Annotated in this window: 18 protein-coding genes and 1 pseudogene; 13 read left to right on the top strand and 6 right to left on the bottom strand. The window is 52.3% G+C overall.

Going from position 1 to position 16,343, the window contains the following annotated elements; translation table 11 throughout:
- Positions 1 to 73 precede the first annotated feature (73 nt).
- Positions 74 to 388, top strand: a complete 315-nt coding sequence (fliE, locus tag WM95_RS15105) for a flagellar hook-basal body complex protein FliE (protein ID WP_008500329.1) — start codon at positions 74 to 76, stop codon at positions 386 to 388.
- Between the two features lie 74 nt (positions 389 to 462).
- Positions 463 to 876: a lipoprotein YedD gene (gene yedD, locus WM95_RS15100; RefSeq protein WP_063409474.1), complete on the top strand. Its 414-nt coding sequence runs from the start codon at positions 463 to 465 to the stop codon at positions 874 to 876.
- Positions 877 to 978: 102 nt separating this feature from the next.
- Here the strand turns inward: yedD and amyA are convergent, their stop codons facing one another.
- The 4 genes from amyA to fliD are packed head-to-tail and all read right to left on the bottom strand — an operon-like array spanning position 979 to position 4,748.
- Positions 979 to 2,466 carry an alpha-amylase gene (amyA, locus tag WM95_RS15095; protein ID WP_063409485.1) on the bottom strand — a complete coding sequence of 496 codons (1,488 nt, stop codon included), beginning with the start codon at positions 2,464 to 2,466 and terminating at the stop codon, positions 979 to 981.
- A gap of 51 nt (positions 2,467 to 2,517) precedes the next feature.
- Complete coding sequence (gene fliT, locus WM95_RS15090; protein ID WP_033145899.1) at positions 2,518 to 2,892, bottom strand: flagella biosynthesis regulatory protein FliT; 375 nt, start codon at positions 2,890 to 2,892, stop codon at positions 2,518 to 2,520.
- A 5-nt stretch (positions 2,893 to 2,897) separates the two neighbouring features.
- On the bottom strand, positions 2,898 to 3,302 hold the full coding sequence (gene fliS / locus WM95_RS15085; RefSeq protein ID WP_033145898.1) for a flagellar export chaperone FliS: 405 nt from the start codon (positions 3,300 to 3,302) through the stop codon (positions 2,898 to 2,900).
- Between the two features lie 21 nt (positions 3,303 to 3,323).
- Positions 3,324 to 4,748, bottom strand: a complete 1,425-nt coding sequence (gene fliD, locus WM95_RS15080) for a flagellar filament capping protein FliD (protein WP_063409473.1) — start codon at positions 4,746 to 4,748, stop codon at positions 3,324 to 3,326.
- Positions 4,749 to 5,149: 401 nt separating this feature from the next.
- Between fliD and WM95_RS15075 the strand changes: the two genes are divergently transcribed.
- The 9 genes from WM95_RS15075 to sdiA all read left to right on the top strand — a co-directional run bounded on the left by WM95_RS15075 (position 5,150) and on the right by sdiA (position 13,060).
- Positions 5,150 to 5,974 carry a flagellin N-terminal helical domain-containing protein gene (locus WM95_RS15075; protein ID WP_088544828.1) on the top strand — a complete coding sequence of 275 codons (825 nt, stop codon included), beginning with the start codon at positions 5,150 to 5,152 and terminating at the stop codon, positions 5,972 to 5,974.
- 62 nt (positions 5,975 to 6,036) lie between these two features.
- On the top strand, positions 6,037 to 7,242 hold the full coding sequence (gene fliB / locus WM95_RS15070) for a flagellin lysine-N-methylase (protein WP_063408390.1): 1,206 nt from the start codon (positions 6,037 to 6,039) through the stop codon (positions 7,240 to 7,242).
- 129 nt (positions 7,243 to 7,371) lie between these two features.
- On the top strand, positions 7,372 to 8,091 hold the full coding sequence (locus WM95_RS15065) for an RNA polymerase sigma factor FliA (RefSeq protein ID WP_014170714.1): 720 nt from the start codon (positions 7,372 to 7,374) through the stop codon (positions 8,089 to 8,091).
- Positions 8,092 to 8,145: 54 nt separating this feature from the next.
- Complete coding sequence (gene fliZ, locus WM95_RS15060) at positions 8,146 to 8,697, top strand: flagella biosynthesis regulatory protein FliZ (protein WP_008500339.1); 552 nt, start codon at positions 8,146 to 8,148, stop codon at positions 8,695 to 8,697.
- An 86-nt stretch (positions 8,698 to 8,783) separates the two neighbouring features.
- Positions 8,784 to 9,584 (top strand): cystine ABC transporter substrate-binding protein, encoded by an 801-nt coding sequence (gene tcyJ, locus WM95_RS15055; RefSeq protein ID WP_023336163.1) that lies wholly within the window; start codon positions 8,784 to 8,786, stop codon positions 9,582 to 9,584.
- Between the two features lie 106 nt (positions 9,585 to 9,690).
- Positions 9,691 to 10,677 (top strand): D-cysteine desulfhydrase, encoded by a 987-nt coding sequence (dcyD, locus tag WM95_RS15050; protein ID WP_063408389.1) that lies wholly within the window; start codon positions 9,691 to 9,693, stop codon positions 10,675 to 10,677.
- Positions 10,678 to 10,698: 21 nt separating this feature from the next.
- Positions 10,699 to 11,367, top strand: coding sequence for a cystine ABC transporter permease (gene tcyL, locus WM95_RS15045; protein ID WP_023312289.1), 669 nt, complete (start codon positions 10,699 to 10,701; stop codon positions 11,365 to 11,367).
- Positions 11,364 to 12,116: an L-cystine ABC transporter ATP-binding protein TcyN gene (gene tcyN, locus WM95_RS15040; RefSeq protein ID WP_063408388.1), complete on the top strand. Its 753-nt coding sequence runs from the start codon at positions 11,364 to 11,366 to the stop codon at positions 12,114 to 12,116. Before tcyL ends, tcyN begins: the two co-directional genes overlap by 4 nt.
- A gap of 221 nt (positions 12,117 to 12,337) precedes the next feature.
- Positions 12,338 to 13,060, top strand: a complete 723-nt coding sequence (sdiA, locus tag WM95_RS15035) for a transcriptional regulator SdiA (RefSeq protein WP_045356857.1) — start codon at positions 12,338 to 12,340, stop codon at positions 13,058 to 13,060.
- 66 nt (positions 13,061 to 13,126) lie between these two features.
- Here sdiA and WM95_RS15030 read toward each other — a convergent pair whose 3' ends face one another.
- Together WM95_RS15030 and WM95_RS27885 are read right to left on the bottom strand one after the other, a co-directional pair.
- Positions 13,127 to 13,351 (bottom strand): DUF2594 family protein, encoded by a 225-nt coding sequence (locus WM95_RS15030; protein WP_008500345.1) that lies wholly within the window; start codon positions 13,349 to 13,351, stop codon positions 13,127 to 13,129.
- 25 nt (positions 13,352 to 13,376) lie between these two features.
- Positions 13,377 to 13,445: pseudogene (locus WM95_RS27885) on the bottom strand (hypothetical protein); the annotation flags it as partial.
- A gap of 372 nt (positions 13,446 to 13,817) precedes the next feature.
- Between WM95_RS27885 and uvrY the strand changes: the two are divergent.
- The gene (uvrY, locus tag WM95_RS15025) at positions 13,818 to 14,474 is read left to right on the top strand and encodes a UvrY/SirA/GacA family response regulator transcription factor (RefSeq protein ID WP_013096026.1); all 657 of its coding nucleotides are present in this window, start codon (positions 13,818 to 13,820) and stop codon (positions 14,472 to 14,474) included.
- A complete protein-coding gene (gene uvrC, locus WM95_RS15020) occupies positions 14,471 to 16,303 on the top strand; it encodes an excinuclease ABC subunit UvrC (RefSeq protein ID WP_063408387.1) in 1,833 nt (610 codons plus the stop codon). Before uvrY ends, uvrC begins: the two co-directional genes overlap by 4 nt.
- Positions 16,304 to 16,343: the final 40 nt, after the last annotated feature.

Below are 16,343 nucleotides of genomic sequence, written 5' to 3'. Positions count from 1 at the left end.
TGCTATTTACCGCCATTATCTTATTGACAAGCTGTTAGTCTTGACCGCGTAAAAAACCATCCAGGGGAGAGTCATGGCTATACAGGGCATTGAAGGGGTAATCAGTCAGTTGCAGGCAACGGCGATGACGGCCCGTAATCAGAATGTGGCAGATCAGCAGCCGAGCATCAGCTTCGCGGGGCAACTGCATGCCGCTCTTGACCGTATCAGTGATACCCAGACCGCCGCGCGCACTCAGGCCGAAAAGTTCACCCTCGGTGAGCCGGGCGTGGCGCTGAATGATGTGATGACCGATTTGCAAAAAGCCTCGGTTTCCCTGCAGATGGGGATCCAGGTGCGTAACAAGCTGGTGTCTGCGTATCAGGAAGTCATGGGGATGCAGGTTTAAGACCTGTCGATCTTCGCTGGCAGCCGCAGCGCTTTAATGCCACAATATTTTTTTCTTCGAATGCAGGAAAGATGATGAAAAAAATAGCAATTGCTGGCGCGTTGCTGGCACTGACCGGGTGCGTTCAGGTCGATAACTATAACGACGTGATCAAGCATCCTGTCCCGGCGCAGCTGGCGGGATACTGGCAATCGAAAGGGCCGCAAAGCAACATGGTCAGCCCGAAGGCGATTGCCACGCTGGTGGTGACGGAAGAGGGCGATACGCTGGACTGCCGTCAGTGGCAGCGCGTGATTGCCGTGCCGGGTAAAATCATGCTGCGTTCAGACAGTTATTACAACGTGACGCGTAAGCTGGATATCTATCCGCTCGAGCGCGATGGCTCTACGCTTGAGTACGACGGGCTGGAGCTGCAGAAGGTCGATCGCCCAACGGTTGAGTGTGCCGATTACCTGAGCAAGAATCCGCTCGAGAGTAAGCTGCCCTGAGGGTAAACGCAAAACGGCAACCTCGTTGCCGTTTTTGGTGTTTGCGCCCTCTCCCCGTGGGAGAGGGACGGGGTGAGGGCATCAGGCCGCACTTTGCCAGTACTACAACGCATCCTCTATCACCCAAACGCTGACGCTTCCCCCATTACAGGTAAACGTCCCTTCGCCATCCGCCGCCGTGGTGATGGTTTCTTCGCGATTGCCGAGAAAATCCCGCCACGTTTTGTTGCCGTAGTTTTCCCCAAGACAAATCACTTTTTCACCATCATCCCCGTTCGACATCACCACCACGCAGCCGGGATCGTCTTCCGTACCGCTGCGGCTGAAGGCGATGCAGTTTGGATGGTCGAAAAACAGCGTCTGCACGCCGTGGGCAAAACGCTGGCGCGCGAGGATCAGCTCGTGAAGCTGCTCAATCACCGGCATATCAATATGGTACGTTTCACCGTCTCCTCCCGCGTCGTCATAGCTGGCGCCGAAGAGATCCGGATAAAAGACGCTCGGCACGCCATTTTCCCGCAGCAGGATCAGCGCGTAGGCCAGCGGCTTGAACCAGGCTTCGACCGGTGCTTCAAGCGCCTGCAAAGGCTGGGTGTCATGGTTCGCGACGAGGGTGACCGCATGAAACGGATCGGCTTCTACCAGGGTGCCGGTGAAGATTTGGCTCATGTCGTAATCCCGGCCCTGACGTGACGCCTCGTGGAATTTCATCTGCAGAGGGGCATCAAACAGCATAGTTTTGCCTTCGACCTGGTCAATATAGGCCTGAAGTTTATCCACCTCATGGGACCAGTATTCCGCCACGATAAACAGCGGCTGGTCGGCGACTTCCTGGACGTGCTCAATCCACTCTTTGTAAAACCAGGCGGGAATATGCTTGACGGCGTCCAGACGAAAACCGTCGCAGCCCGTCTGTTCCATGACCCAGCGTGCCCAGTATTTGATCTCCTCGGTCACGGCGTGATTGCGAAAGTCGATATTTTCGCCCATCAGGTAATCGAAGTTGCCCATCTCATCATCAACCTGATCGTTCCAGCCTTCGCCGGTGTAGTCGTTGACAATTTTAAAGATGCCGTCTTCATCGGGGTTTTCAATATGGTCGACGCCGCTGAAGCATTTGTAGTCCCAGATAAACTGTGAGTACTGCCCGGCCCGGACAGGGAAGGTGTAGCGAGTCCAGGCTTCGCATTCAATGACCTCGTCATCGATTTGCGTGCGGTCCTGTTCGTTCACGCGCTGAACGCGCACGGGCTCTTTTTCATCGGCGCCCATTTTGTGGTTGACCACCACGTCCAGCAGTACGGCAATGTCGTTACTTTTGAGGGCATCAATGGCCTCCAGCAGCTGCGCCTTGTCGCCGTATTTCGTGGCGATACTGCCTTTCTGGTCAAACTCGCCAAGATCGAACAGGTCATAGGTGTCATAGCCGACAGAATACCCGCCGGATGCCCCTTTACAGGCGGGCGGCAGCCAGATCATGTTGATGCCGATTTCGTTAAGATTGGGAGCTAACGCCGTGACCTCTCGCCACAATTCACCGCCAGCAGGGTAGTACCAGTGAAAACATTGTAACAGGGTGGGGTTTTTCATCATCCTTGCTCCAGAAGCCATTGGCAGACTTCTGGAGTATGGATGAAGAAATCATAGTTGTGTGTCGCGGGTCAAACTTTCTGGATAAAGAATATTCCCGGACAGCTTTCCATAGGTAGACGTGATGGATTGCTGTTTACCGGTTTGATCAATCAGATTGCGCAGTTCGTCCATGCGGACCTTCAGCAGTGCCTTTAGCGCATTCTCATTTTCAAGGATCATTTCCAGCAGCGCACGCGCTTGCTCAACCTGAGCCGGAGGGCATGACATGATGGGCGTTTGAGAAATCTTTTCCACCAGTTGAACGTAATGCATTTCCTGCTCGATAAGCGCATCCCATTGACCAGAATGTGCGAGATTTAGCATAGCAATGCTCTGAGCATGTAGCGCCTGCCAGTGGCTAAGCGCTGCGCTGGGATTATTCATCAAAATTATCCTGAAATAGAGGACGCATTGGGGCCGATTTGCTTCCACGCATCCGCAATGTTGTTTAATAAACCCTCGACTTCAACAATTGCGTCTACGTCGTTACTGACATTCGCCAGCAACAAACGTCGAACCATATATTCGTACAAGGAGGCAAGATTACCGGACAACTCGCTCTCAACCTCCATGTTCAGTCCTGCTTTCAAACCGTTGTCGATGATATTGATGGCTTTCGTTAACGCTTCGCCTTTCTCACGAATTTGTCCGGCTTCCATGAACAAACGCGCGCGAACAAGGGCGCTATGCGCCCCGTCGAATAACATGACAATCAGCTGGTGTGGACTGGCATTCATGACTGCGCTTTCTACTCCTATCTGCTGATAGGATTGAACACCAGAGGTCTTATACATATCCACTCCTGAAGGCTACGACTATTTTTGTGAGAACTGTTGGGTCAGGTAGTTGGCTGTATTGGTCATTTTGGTGACTAATACGTCCAGACTGGTGAACTGGGTTTTGTAACGCGCCATGGTGGCATCAATAGTGGCTTCCATAGCATCGTAACGCTCACCCAGAGTTTTTAGCGTTTTGTTGATCCCGTCTTTCGCGTTCTGGATCACCCCGGCGCTGCCGGTACTGGTGCTGAGCATGGTGGTCAGCGTGTTGTTCATCTGAGTGGCCATACCGGTTTTCTTTCCGTCACCGACAAAATACTGCTGTACGGCGTTCGGGTTATCGGTCAGCGCTTTTTTCAGCTTATCGGTATCGACTTTCAGGTTACCGACGGTACCGTCAGAACCTTTTACCGGGTCTTGGGTAATTCCCAGCTGGGCCATGATCTGTACCGAGCCGCTCTGCACTTCGGTCAGCAGGCCGCGCAGCTGAGATTGGATCCCGCGCACGTTTGCATCACCAACAAGTGCCCCGTTGCTGGCTGACTGGCTGCCGGCGCCTGCATCAACCGGAACATACTTCGTCAGGCTGTTAATGGTGGACTGCAGCGAGTTATACGCAGTGACCCAGTCGGTGATCGCTTTCTGGTTAGCATCCGTTGCGCGAGTCACCTCTAATGTTTCATCTGCCTTGCTTTCTGCTTTCAGCGAGAAAGTCACGCCAGGCAGGGCATCGGTAATGGTATTCGACTGGCGCTCGATGGAGATGTTGTTCACTACCACAATCGCGTTCTGCGCGTCGGTGTTCACCGTCAGCGCGCCCGTTTTGGTAGCGGAATCGTAGCCAATTGCGCTTTGCAGCTTGGCGTCGCCGGTGACGCTTACCGTCATCGCACCATCCGTACCGGTGGTTTTTGATGACAGCATCAGGCGGTAATCACCGTCTTTCGCTTTAATGACGCTGGCGGTGACGTTGCCGTTCGCTTTATTAATGGCGCTCGCGATCCCGGCCAGAGACGTATCGCCATCCGCCAGGGTGACCTCTAAAGGCGTTTTCGTGCCCGGCTGGGTGATGGTGATTTTACGCGTCGTACCTGTCGTATCGCCCAGCAGATCCGTGTTGTTTGCATAGGAGCCGGTAGTCAGTGCCTGTGCCTTGGCAACCTGGTTGACGTTGACAACAAAGGAACCCACGGACGCATCAGCCGTTGTCGTGGCGGTAAAGGCCGTGTTGGTACTGCTAACGGACGTTGAGTTCCAGGTGGTTGCTTTACCCAGCGCAGCGGTCGCAGTCTGCAGCGATGTCATGGCGCTCTGCAGTTTGCCGTAAGCGCTTAACTGTGCGTTATACGTTGATTGCTGGGAAGTAATCGTCGTCAGCTTGGTTCTTTCTGCTGCATCCAACTGATTATATAAATCCCCGAGTCCTGCAGAACCTATCCCGAGGTTACTGATAGTAGCCATGCATATTTTCCTTAAAATACGAAAGTAGTTCAGGACTCTTATCGGCCTCTTAACGTAAAAGTTTACGATGGTGAGAAAAAAATAATCCAAAGAATAGGCACGTCCTGGCGGGGTAAATGAAAGGATTGCACTTTAGGGTCATTATCCGCGCATTGAAAACACGAATAAGTGTGTGCCTTTTTTGTCATCTCTTTGAGCGTTAAAAAAGCGTAAATAATAAGCCTCTGCCAGACCTTAATTGATTTTTTAAAAATAAAATTATTAATAATCAGTATCTTGTAATTTTTTCAAAATTGATTCTAAAGTCTTTTGGGGACCCGTCGATAACCTTGTTGACGGTGAGAGACGCTGTGAGTGTTAGGCACCGGACCTAAAACCCAATTTTTGAAGGAAACAAAATTATGGCAGTTATCAATACTAACCTGTTGTCCCTGACCACTCAGAACAACCTGAACAAATCTCAGTCTTCTCTGGGCACTGCTATCGAGCGTCTGTCCTCCGGTCTGCGTATTAACAGCGCGAAAGACGATGCTGCTGGCCAGGCGATTGCAAACCGCATGACCGCTCAGATTAAAGGCATGAACCAGGCTGCGCGTAACGCCAACGACGGTATCTCCATGGCGCAGACTGCTGAAGGTTCTCTGAACGAAATCAACAACAACTTGCAGCGCGTTCGTGAACTGGCTGTTCAGGCAAGCAACGGCACCAACAGCACCTCTGACCTGGCTTCTCTGCAGGATGAAGTTACCGCTCGTCTGGCTGAAATCAACCGCGTTGCGGGCAAAACTGATTTCAACGGCATCAAACTGCTGGACGGTTCTGCTGGTGCCGCTGGCGTGGTTAAAATTCAGGTTGGCGTTAACGATGGCGACACCATCGATCTGGACCTGAGCGGTGCTAAAGCTGACACCACTACCCTGGGCGTGAACGCAATCGACCTGAAAACGATGACCGCTACCGACCTGAGCACCATCGACGCAGCTATCGCTAAAGTTGATAAAGCACGTTCAGGTCTGGGTGCTGTGCAGAACCGCTTCACTTCTGCAATCAACAACCTGAACAACACCTCTAACAACCTGTCTGCTGCTCAGTCCCGTATCCAGGACGCTGACTACGCAACTGAAGTTTCCAACATGTCCCGCGCGCAGATCCTGCAGCAGGCTGGTACTTCTGTTCTGTCTCAGGCAAACCAGGTTCCACAGACCGTTCTGTCTCTGCTGCGTTAATTTTACGCGTGAAACCCCGCTTCGGCGGGGTTTTTTTATCTCTGCTATTTGAGAATCCGCCTGTGAAACAAATCAGTGTCACTCAACCAAAGCTGGTCGCAGATTTTTCATGTGTCGGTGGGGAATGCCGTGAACATTGTTGCCAGGGCTGGACCATCGCGTTTGATAAATCCTCCGTTAATCGCTATCTGAACAGTAAAAATGCCGCGATTCGTCAGACGGCGAAAACGGCGATAAAAGTTACCAAAAAAAACTATGACCACTGGGGGGAAGTGATTTTCCATACGGAAAGTAAAAACTGTCCGTTTATGGATACGGAAAAACTCTGTTCTGTTCATGGCGCCATGGGCGTCCAGGCCTTAAGCCCAACCTGTTCGACATTTCCACGGACAAGCCGGGTCTATAAAAATGAAATCGAAAAATCGCTGAACCTCTCGTGTCCGGAAGTGACCCGACTTCTGTTGAACGATCGGGAGTCTATGTCGTTGATGGAATCTGTCATTGTTCAGCGGGACGTGAATAATGCGCCGATGATTGATTTGAAGGCCAAGGTCATCAATCTCTTCTGCCAGAATATTTTCAGCGTTGAGGGCGTCAGCGTTGAAGAACAGGTTTACGCCGTAGTGAAATTCCTGATGGTGGCTGAAAAGCTCGATAATATCGCAGAGAATATCGGCACGCTCGAAACGGTCTATTTCTCGCTGGTTAACGAGCTGGTGAGCGGTAAAATCAAAACGGAATTAGGCGGATTTAATCAGAACTACAGCCTGAAATTTGCGTTAATTTCGCTCATCCAGAGCTACTTCACGAAGAAAGTGACAGCCCGCGGCGGTGCGGTATTAAACCGTTATTTTACCCAGCTTTATCAACAATTTGAGTCTGCGGGCGACACCGTCCCGGCAGAGAAGGTCATGGAGAACATCGAGTCCGTCTGGCGCGATGTGGCGGGCAGTTACCTGGCGACCAATGACCATTTATTTAAGAACTTTTTTAAATACAAACTCTGGGAGCAGGGCTTCCCGCAGAACAATGGCCGCAGCATGTTGAATAATCTTTATTTAATCGTCGCGGAGTTCTATTTCCTTAAAACGTTACTTGCCGGTCAGGCGATCGTGGCGGGGAAAATTGAACAAGATAATATTATTGATGTTATTTACAGCTTTCACTCCCTTAGCCAGCATAATCAGGAAGCGGGAAAGCTCTTTCATCAACATATAGATAGCGTCAAACTGGGCGACGATCTTTCATTGTTACAACTGTTAATTTAGCCAGAAAAGTTGCCCCTGTTGTGGGCAACCTCAGAATAACCTCACTTTATCCCCCTTTTTCATCCAATTGAACGCCCTGCAGAATCGGATAATCATGCCGATAACTCAACTAACGCAGGGCTGTTTATCGTGAATTCACTCTATACCGCTGAAGGTGTAATGGATAAACACTCGCTGTGGCAGCGTTATGTCCCGCTGGTGCGTCACGAAGCATTGCGCCTCCAGGTGCGCTTGCCGGCGAGCGTGGAACTCGACGATCTGCTACAGGCGGGCGGTATCGGGTTATTGAATGCAGTTGACCGATACGACGCTCTGCAAGGAACGGCATTTACGACTTACGCAGTTCAGCGTATTCGTGGTGCGATGCTGGACGAGCTGCGCAGCCGAGACTGGGTGCCGCGCAGCGTTCGCCGCAACGCGCGCGAAGTGGCGCATGCGATGGGGCAGCTGGAACAGGAGCTGGGACGTAACGCAACGGAAACCGAAGTGGCGGAACGTCTTGGCATTGCTGTTGAAGAGTATCGTCAGATGTTGCTCGATACCAATAATAGCCAACTCTTCTCTTATGACGAGTGGCGCGAAGAGCATGGCGATAGCATCGAGCTGGTGACGGACGAGCACCAGCAGGAGAACCCGTTACACCATTTAATGGAAGGGAATTTACGCCAGCGCGTCATGGAGGCTATTGAAGCTCTGCCTGAACGCGAACAGCTGGTATTGACCCTTTATTACCAGGAAGAGCTTAACCTCAAAGAGATTGGCGCTGTTCTGGAGGTGGGAGAGTCGCGGGTGAGCCAGCTGCACAGCCAGGCCATTAAACGCTTACGAACCAAGCTGGGTAAGTTATAGGTGATTGATTCACCTTAAAAATGCCGCACAACGTATTGACAACCAGGAGTTATCATGACGGTGCAGCAATCTAAAAGACGGCCTTTAAGCCGCTACCTGAAAGACTTTAAACACAGCCAGACGCATTGCGCCCACTGTAACAAGTTACTCGATCGTATCACGCTGGTTCGCCGGGGCGAAATCGTCAATAAGATTGCGATTTCGCGTCTCGACACGTTGATGGACGAAGCAGCATGGCTCGAAGAGCAAAAAGAGTGGGTGGCGCTTTGCCGTTTCTGTGGGGATCTCCACTGCAAAGAGCAAAGCGACTTCTTCGATATTATCGGCTTCAAGCAGTTCCTGTTTGAACAAACGGAGATGAGCCACGGCACCGTTCGCGAATATGTCGTTCGCCTGCGCCGCCTTGGGCAACATCTGACCGTAAACAATATTTCTCGCGATCTGCTGAAAACCGGTTATCTGGATGAAAATCTGGAGCCGTGGCTGCCTGCGACCAGCACCAATAACTACCGAATTGCGCTGCGCAAGTATGCGCAATACAAGGTGCAAATGCCGGGTGCCATAAAGCAGAAAGCCCACGCCGGAACAACTTCTGATATATATTAAAAAAGAATAAGATGTAGCGCAGTCGCCTTTGACGTGGCAGGCGATTTCTCTACACTACGTAAAAATTCCACTATATCGGGGTATTTATGAAATTTGCACTTCTGGGTCGTCAGGCGCTGATGGGTGTTATGGCCGTTGCGCTGGTTGCGGGCATGAGCGTGAAAACGTTCGCCGCAGAAAACCTGCTGAATAAAGTAAAAGAGCGCGGTACGCTGCTGGTCGGGCTGGAAGGAACCTATCCTCCGTTCAGCTTCCAGGGCGATGACGGTAAGCTGACCGGTTTTGAAGTGGAGTTTGCTGAAGAGCTGGCGAAGCACCTTGGCGTTAAAGCGTCACTGAAACCGACCAAATGGGACGGTATGCTGGCGTCGCTGGATTCCAAACGTATTGATGTGGTGATTAATCAGGTGACCATTTCTGACGAGCGTAAGAAGAAATATGACTTCTCTACGCCGTACACCGTGTCCGGTATTCAGGCGCTGGTGAAGAAAGGCAACGAAGGCGGAATTAAAACTGCCGCGGACCTGAAAGGGAAGAAAGTCGGTGTCGGTCTGGGTACCAACTACGAAGAGTGGCTGCGCCAGAACGTGCAGGGCGTGGATATCCGCACTTATGATGATGATCCAACGAAATACCAGGATCTGCGCGTGGGCCGTATCGACGCCATTCTGGTTGACCGCCTGGCTGCGCTGGATCTGGTGAAGAAAACCAACAATACCCTGGCGGTAGCGGGTGATGCGTTCTCTCGTCAGGAATCAGGCGTTGCCGTTCGTAAAGGTAACGAAGACCTGGTCAAAGCGATTGATTCCGCGATTGCTGACATGCAAAAAGACGGCAGCCTGAAGGCGCTCTCCGAGAAGTGGTTCGGTGCAGACGTCACGAAATAAGCTTCTGCCGTAAAAAAAGGCGCTTTTAAAAGCGCCTTTTTTATTTCTTTCGCGTCTGCGTGCATAATGAAAAATATCACATTTTGTCTGAGTTACCGGAGAACCCATGTCACTACAGAATTTAACGCGCTTTCCCCGCCTGGAGTTCATCGGCGCGCCGACGCCGCTGGAGTACCTGCCGCGATTTTCTGATTATTTAGGGCGCGATATTTTTATCAAGCGTGACGACGTGACGCCGATGGCGATGGGGGGCAATAAGCTGCGCAAGCTGGAGTTTCTGGCGGCTGATGCACTGCGCGAAGGCGCGGATACGCTCATTACCGCCGGGGCTATCCAGTCCAACCACGTTCGTCAGACGGCGGCAGTGGCGGCAAAGCTCGGGCTCCACTGCGTGGCATTGCTGGAAAACCCGATTGGCACGCGGGCAGAAAACTATCTCACCAACGGCAACCGTCTGCTGCTGGACCTGTTTAACGTGCAGGTCGAAATGGTGGATGCGTTGACCGATCCGGCCGCCCAGCTCGACGAGCTGGCGACGCGCCTGGAAGCGCAGGGTTTCCGCCCCTACGTTATCCCCGTCGGCGGTTCGAACGCGCTGGGCGCGCTGGGGTATGTGGAAAGTGCGCTGGAAATCGCGCAGCAGTGCGAAGGCGCGGTAAGCCTCTCCTCCGTGGTTGTCGCGTCCGGAAGCGCGGGCACGCATGCCGGGCTGGCGGTGGGGCTGGAACAACTGCTGCCGGACGTCGAGCTGATTGGCGTGACGGTGTCCCGCAGCGTCGCGGATCAGAAGCCGAAAGTGGTCACCTTACAGCAGGCGGTAGCCGAGCAGCTGGAGCTGAAGGCCAGGGCCGACATTCTGCTCTGGGACGACTATTTTGCGCCGGGTTACGGCACGCCTAACGAAGAGGGCATGGAGGCGGTGAAGCTGCTGGCGCGCCTCGAGGGGATACTGCTCGATCCGGTCTATACCGGCAAAGCGATGGCCGGACTGATTGACGGCATTGCGCAGAAACGCTTTAAGGATGAAGGGCCGATTTTATTTGTCCATACCGGCGGGGCGCCTGCGCTGTTTGCCTACCATCCTCATGTCTAAAAATCAGGTCGAAAAATAATAATGCAAGAAAGTATTCAACTGGTTATTGATTCTCTGCCGTATCTGCTGAAAGGTGCGGTATTTACGTTACAGCTCAGTATCGGCGGGATGTTCTTCGGGCTGGTGCTGGGATTTGTGCTGGCATTAATGCGCATGTCATCCATCCTGCCGGTGCGCTGGCTGGCGCGCTTTTATATTTCCGTATTTCGCGGCACGCCGCTTATCGCCCAGCTCTTTATGATCTACTACGGCTTGCCGCAGTTCGGCATCGAGCTGGATCCGATCCCCGCAGCGATGATTGGTCTGTCGCTCAATACCGCGGCGTACACGTCAGAAACCCTGCGAGCGGCGATCTCCTCCATTGACAAAGGGCAGTGGGAGGCAGCTGCCAGTATCGGGATGACGCCATGGCAGACGCTGCGCAGAGCCATTCTGCCGCAGGCGGCGCGCGTGGCGCTTCCGCCACTCAGCAACAGCTTCATCAGTCTGGTGAAAGATACCTCCCTGGCGGCAACGATTCAGGTTCCGGAGCTTTTCCGTCAGGCACAGCTCATCACCTCCCGTACGCTTGAAGTCTTTACCATGTATCTGGCCGCCTCGCTGATTTACTGGGTGATGGCGACGGTGCTTTCTGCTCTGCAAAACTACTTCGAAAACCAGCTTAACCGCCAGGAGCGTGATCCAAAATGAGTGCTATCGACGTCAAAAACCTGGTGAAAAAATTCCACGGTCAAACGGTGCTCCACGGGATCGATCTTGAAGTAGAGCAGGGTGAAGTGGTGGCGATTATCGGACCAAGCGGTTCGGGAAAAACGACGCTGCTGCGCAGCATTAACCTGCTTGAACAGCCGGAAGGCGGCACCATTCGGGTAGGGGAGATAACGATTGATACCGGAAAATCCATTAGCCAGCAGAAGGGGTTAATTCGCCGCCTGCGCCAGCATGTCGGCTTTGTATTCCAGAACTTCAATCTCTTCCCTCACCGTACGGTTCTGGAGAACATTATTGAAGGGCCGGTGATTGTAAAAGGTGAATCGAAAGAGGAAGCGACGGTACGCGCGCGTGAACTGCTCGCTAAAGTCGGGCTGGCGGGGAAAGAGACCAGCTATCCTCGCCGTCTGTCGGGAGGGCAGCAGCAGCGCGTAGCGATAGCGCGCGCGCTGGCGATGCGCCCTGATGTGATCCTTTTTGATGAACCGACCTCTGCGCTCGATCCGGAACTGGTGGGTGAGGTGCTGAACACCATTCGCCAGCTGGCTCAGGAGAAACGGACGATGGTGATTGTGACACATGAGATGAGCTTTGCGCGCGATGTTGCTGACAGAGCCATTTTCATGGATCAGGGGCGGATCGTGGAGCAGGGGCCAGCGAAAAGCCTGTTCGCTAACCCTCAACAGCCCCGAACCCGTCAGTTCCTTGAAAAATTCCTTATGCAGTAGAATTTTTGCACTAATTTGCTCCAGAAAGTTAGGCTGGAGCAAATTATTCTCCCTTCGGGGGCAGTCGTTTGTTTTTTTATTCCATCCGGCCCGGATAAACCTTATCAATAGTAAAGTTAATTGTGCTAATGCCGATATTTTGTAGTTAGAAAAAAGATTTATGTGTTAGGTTATATTCACCATAATAATGATTATCTTTTCAGAGGCTTCATTTAGTAAGTATGAAGGATTCAGACTTTTTCACCTGGCGACGGGATTGCTCCCTCCGGTTTCAGGAATTGACGAATACCGATGAGGTATATCGGGAGCTAGAGCGGCAAACTCAGGCGCTGGAATTCGATTATTACGCGCTCTGCGTGCGGCATCCCGTGCCCTTTACGCGCCCTAAAATCTCTTTGCAGACCACTTATCCAAAGCCGTGGATGGCGCAATATCAATCCGCGAACTATTTCGCTATCGATCCTGTTTTAAAAGCGGAAAATTTCATCCAGGGTCATTTGCCCTGGACAGACGCATTATTTGCCGAGGCGCAGGAATTATGGCATAGCGCCCAGGACCACGGTTTACGCGCGGGAATAACGCAGTGCCTGATGCTGCCTAATCATGCGCTTGGCTTCCTGTCTGTTTCTCGTACTAGTGTACAGGAAGGGCCTTTTGCCCGTGAGGAAATAGAACTACGGCTGCAAATGCTGGTGCAAATGGCCTTAACTTCTCTGATGCGTTTCGAAGATGGGATGGTAATGCCACCCGAAATGAAATTCAGCAAACGCGAGCGCGAAATTCTGAAATGGACTGCGGAAGGGAAGACGTCAGCGGAAATAGCGATCATTCTCTCTATCTCTGAGAATACCGTTAACTTCCATCAGAAAAATATGCAGAAGAAATTCAACGCGCCCAACAAAACCCAGATTGCGTGCTACGCGGCGGCAACGGGACTGATCTGACAGCATACTACGTTCTGCGTGACAGACGAACAAACGGCTGAATGCACTGCATCCAGCCGTTTTTTGTTACTGGCGGTAGGCTTGTTTGATTTGCTTAACGGTGTTAGCAAATACCGCAGATTCAGCCTGGTCTTCCATCTCCGCGATTTGTTTTTCCATTTTAATGATCACACGACCGGCATCCGCCTGGCCCATCGCCTGCAGCATCAGCGTCAGCAGTGCTTTCAGGCAGTTTACTTCCTGTGCCAGTTCCTGGTTATTCTCCGCAGTGGCAAATTCAGGTGTGCTCATTTATTTTCCTCATTATTTAACGGCGCTAAAGCGCGACGACGAAAGTCAAGGCGGCGGAGTATACCACAAGCTGAAGCAAAAAATGCAGCGGTTGTTTTTTGTACTTTTACGTGGATGTTTAATTGCGTAAACAGAACGTACCGGTAAACTGTACCGTCGTCAAAGGCTATTAATTGTTTATGCCCGGTTCGCTTGCCGTTAATTATTGTTACAAAAATTTGAGATCTGTTTTTTTGCAGGAAAAGCCTGCAAGTTTTTTGTAACTTTTTGAATACAGATGCTTAAAAAAAGCTGCAAAAGCCCTGAATGCATGGTCTCTCTTTCCAAGGACTGTACAGCCTAATTTCCAAAAACGAGAGCAAAATCGAATAGCCGGTTTTTTAACGTTTTAATCTTGTGAGGAAAACCGTTAATATAAACCAAATTATCACTCAGTAGCGTTATCCCTATTCTGGAGACATTTCCTTTGATCAACGTCCTTCTTGTTGATGACCACGAACTGGTGCGCGCAGGGATACGACGCATTCTTGAAGATATTAAAGGTATTAAAGTTGCCGGTGAGGCGTGCTGCGGCGAAGATGCGGTAAAATGGTGCCGCACAAACTCGGCCGATGTGGTATTGATGGATATGAATATGCCCGGTATCGGTGGTCTTGAAGCAACACGCAAAATCGCGCGTACCTTTGTTGATACCAAAGTCATCATGCTGACCGTGCATACCGAAAACCCACTGCCCGCGAAAGTGATGCAGGCGGGCGCAGCGGGCTACCTGAGTAAAGGTGCTGCGCCGCAGGAAGTCGTCAATGCAATCCGTTCCGTGTTTGCCGGACAGCGCTACATTGCTTCCGACATTGCCCAGCAGATGGCGCTGAGTCAGATCGAGCCCGAGAAAACCGAATCACCGTTTGCCAGTTTGTCCGAGCGTGAATTGCAGATTATGCTGATGATCACCAAAGGTCAGAAGGTGAATGAGATCTCGGAACAGCTGAATCTCAGCCCGAAAACGGTGAACAGCTATCGTTACCGGATGTTCAGTAAACTGAACATTCATGGTGACGTCGAACTGACGCACCTGGCCATCCGGCACGGTTTGTGTAATGCGGAGACGTTGTTAAGTCAGTGAGTGATGTGTTCGATTCAAAAGCATTTCTGAAAACCGTTACCAGCCAGCCTGGCGTCTATCGCATGTATGACGCTGGCGGTACGGTTATCTACGTGGGGAAGGCAAAAGATCTAAAAAAACGCCTCTCCAGCTATTTTCGCAGTAACCTGGCCTCCCGTAAGACCGAAGCGCTGGTCTCACTCATTCAGAATATTGATGTCACCGTCACGCACACCGAGACAGAAGCGCTGCTGCTAGAGCACAACTATATTAAGCTCTACCAGCCGCGCTATAACGTCCTGCTGCGTGATGATAAATCCTACCCGTTTATTTTTCTGAGCGGCGACACCCATCCGCGCCTCGCCATGCACCGCGGTGCGAAACACGCGAAGGGCGAATATTTCGGGCCGTTCCCTAATGGCTATGCCGTGCGAGAAACGCTGGCGCTGCTGCAAAAAATCTTCCCGATCCGCCAGTGTGAAAACAGCGTTTACCGTAACCGCTCGCGCCCGTGCCTGCAGTACCAGATTGGGCGCTGCCTGGGGCCGTGTGTGGCCGGGCTGGTGAGTGAAGAAGAGTATGCCCAGCAGGTGGAGTATGTGCGCCTGTTCTTAGCCGGAAAAGACGATCAGGTCTTAACGCAGCTGATCGCGCGCATGGAAAAAGCCAGCGCCGCACTCCAGTTCGAAGAGGCCGCGCGGATCCGCGACCAAATTCAGGCGGTGCGCAGAGTCACTGAGAAACAGTTTGTCTCGAATACCGGTGACGATCTCGACGTCATCGGCGTAGCCTTTGACGCCGGAATGGCCTGCGTGCACGTGCTGTTTATTCGCCAGGGCAAAGTGCTCGGCAGCCGCAGCTATTTCCCGAAAGTGCCTGGCGGTACCGAACTGGGTGAAGTGGTGGAAACCTTTGTCGGCCAGTTCTATCTGCAGGGGAGCCAGATGCGCACGCTGCCTTCTGAGATCCTGCTCGATTTTAATCTTGACGATAAAACCCTGCTGGGCGAGTCGCTCTCTGAACTGGCGGGGCGTCGGGTCAATGTACAAACCAAACCGCGCGGCGATCGCGCGCGTTATCTGAAGCTGGCGCGAACCAACGCGGCGACGGCGCTCACCACTAAGCTGTCGCAGCAGTCAACGGTCAACCAGCGTTTAACGGCTCTGGCGACGCTGCTGAAGCTGCCGGAAGTGAAACGGATGGAGTGTTTCGACATCAGCCATACGATGGGGGAACAGACGGTGGCGTCGTGCGTGGTATTTGATGCGAATGGCCCACTGCGCGCCGAGTATCGCCGCTATAACATTACCGGGATCACGCCGGGCGATGACTATGCGGCCATGAATCAGGTGCTGCGGCGTCGCTACGGCAAAGCCATTGAAGAGAGCAAGATCCCGGATGTGATCCTGATTGACGGCGGGAAAGGGCAGCTCGGCCAGGCGAAAGCGGTATTTGAATCGCTTGATGTCAGCTGGGACAAAAACCATCCGCTGCTGCTGGGTGTTGCAAAAGGGGCCGATCGTAAGGCCGGTCTGGAGACATTGTTCTTCGAGCCGGAAGGCGAGGGCTTCAGCCTGCCGCCGGACTCCCCGGCGCTGCACGTCATCCAGCACATTCGCGATGAATCACACGATCATGCCATCAGCGGTCACCGTAAAAAACGGGCGAAGGTGAAAAACACCAGTTCACTGGAGACGATCGAAGGCGTTGGGCCAAAACGTCGCCAGATGCTGCTGAAATATATGGGCGGATTGCAAGGATTACTCAACGCCAGCATCGAGGAAATTGCAAAAGTGCCGGGTATTTCGCAAGGGCTGGCAGAAAAGATCTACTACTCGTTGAAACATTGAGGGCTCTGTAGCAACATAGAGCTAAATTTTACTGACAACA

The sequence above is a fragment of the Enterobacter cloacae complex sp. ECNIH7 genome, assembly GCF_002208095.1.
GTDB classification, from domain to species: Bacteria; Pseudomonadota; Gammaproteobacteria; order Enterobacterales; family Enterobacteriaceae; genus Enterobacter; species Enterobacter cloacae_M.
Note: the sequence above shows the minus strand (reverse complement) of the source record. Positions and strands in the feature narration are given on the sequence as shown.

Excerpts from the sequence above, each read along its gene's own strand:
- sdiA (WP_045356857.1), top strand. The coding sequence starts at position 12,338 with ATGAAGGATTCAGACTTTTTCACCTGGCGACGGGATTGCTCCCTCCGG.
- fliD (WP_063409473.1), bottom strand. The coding sequence starts at position 4,748 with ATGGCTACTATCAGTAACCTCGGGATAGGTTCTGCAGGACTCGGGGAT.
- amyA (WP_063409485.1), bottom strand. The coding sequence starts at position 2,466 with ATGAAAAACCCCACCCTGTTACAATGTTTTCACTGGTACTACCCTGCT.
- dcyD (WP_063408389.1), top strand. The coding sequence starts at position 9,691 with ATGTCACTACAGAATTTAACGCGCTTTCCCCGCCTGGAGTTCATCGGC.
- tcyL (WP_023312289.1), top strand. The coding sequence starts at position 10,699 with ATGCAAGAAAGTATTCAACTGGTTATTGATTCTCTGCCGTATCTGCTG.
- WM95_RS15030 (WP_008500345.1), bottom strand. The coding sequence starts at position 13,351 with ATGAGCACACCTGAATTTGCCACTGCGGAGAATAACCAGGAACTGGCA.
- fliZ (WP_008500339.1), top strand. The coding sequence starts at position 8,146 with ATGACGGTGCAGCAATCTAAAAGACGGCCTTTAAGCCGCTACCTGAAA.
- yedD (WP_063409474.1), top strand. The coding sequence starts at position 463 with ATGAAAAAAATAGCAATTGCTGGCGCGTTGCTGGCACTGACCGGGTGC.
- WM95_RS15075 (WP_088544828.1), top strand. The coding sequence starts at position 5,150 with ATGGCAGTTATCAATACTAACCTGTTGTCCCTGACCACTCAGAACAAC.
- tcyJ (WP_023336163.1), top strand. The coding sequence starts at position 8,784 with ATGAAATTTGCACTTCTGGGTCGTCAGGCGCTGATGGGTGTTATGGCC.
- fliT (WP_033145899.1), bottom strand. The coding sequence starts at position 2,892 with ATGAATAATCCCAGCGCAGCGCTTAGCCACTGGCAGGCGCTACATGCT.
- tcyN (WP_063408388.1), top strand. The coding sequence starts at position 11,364 with ATGAGTGCTATCGACGTCAAAAACCTGGTGAAAAAATTCCACGGTCAA.
- fliE (WP_008500329.1), top strand. The coding sequence starts at position 74 with ATGGCTATACAGGGCATTGAAGGGGTAATCAGTCAGTTGCAGGCAACG.
- fliS (WP_033145898.1), bottom strand. The coding sequence starts at position 3,302 with ATGTATAAGACCTCTGGTGTTCAATCCTATCAGCAGATAGGAGTAGAA.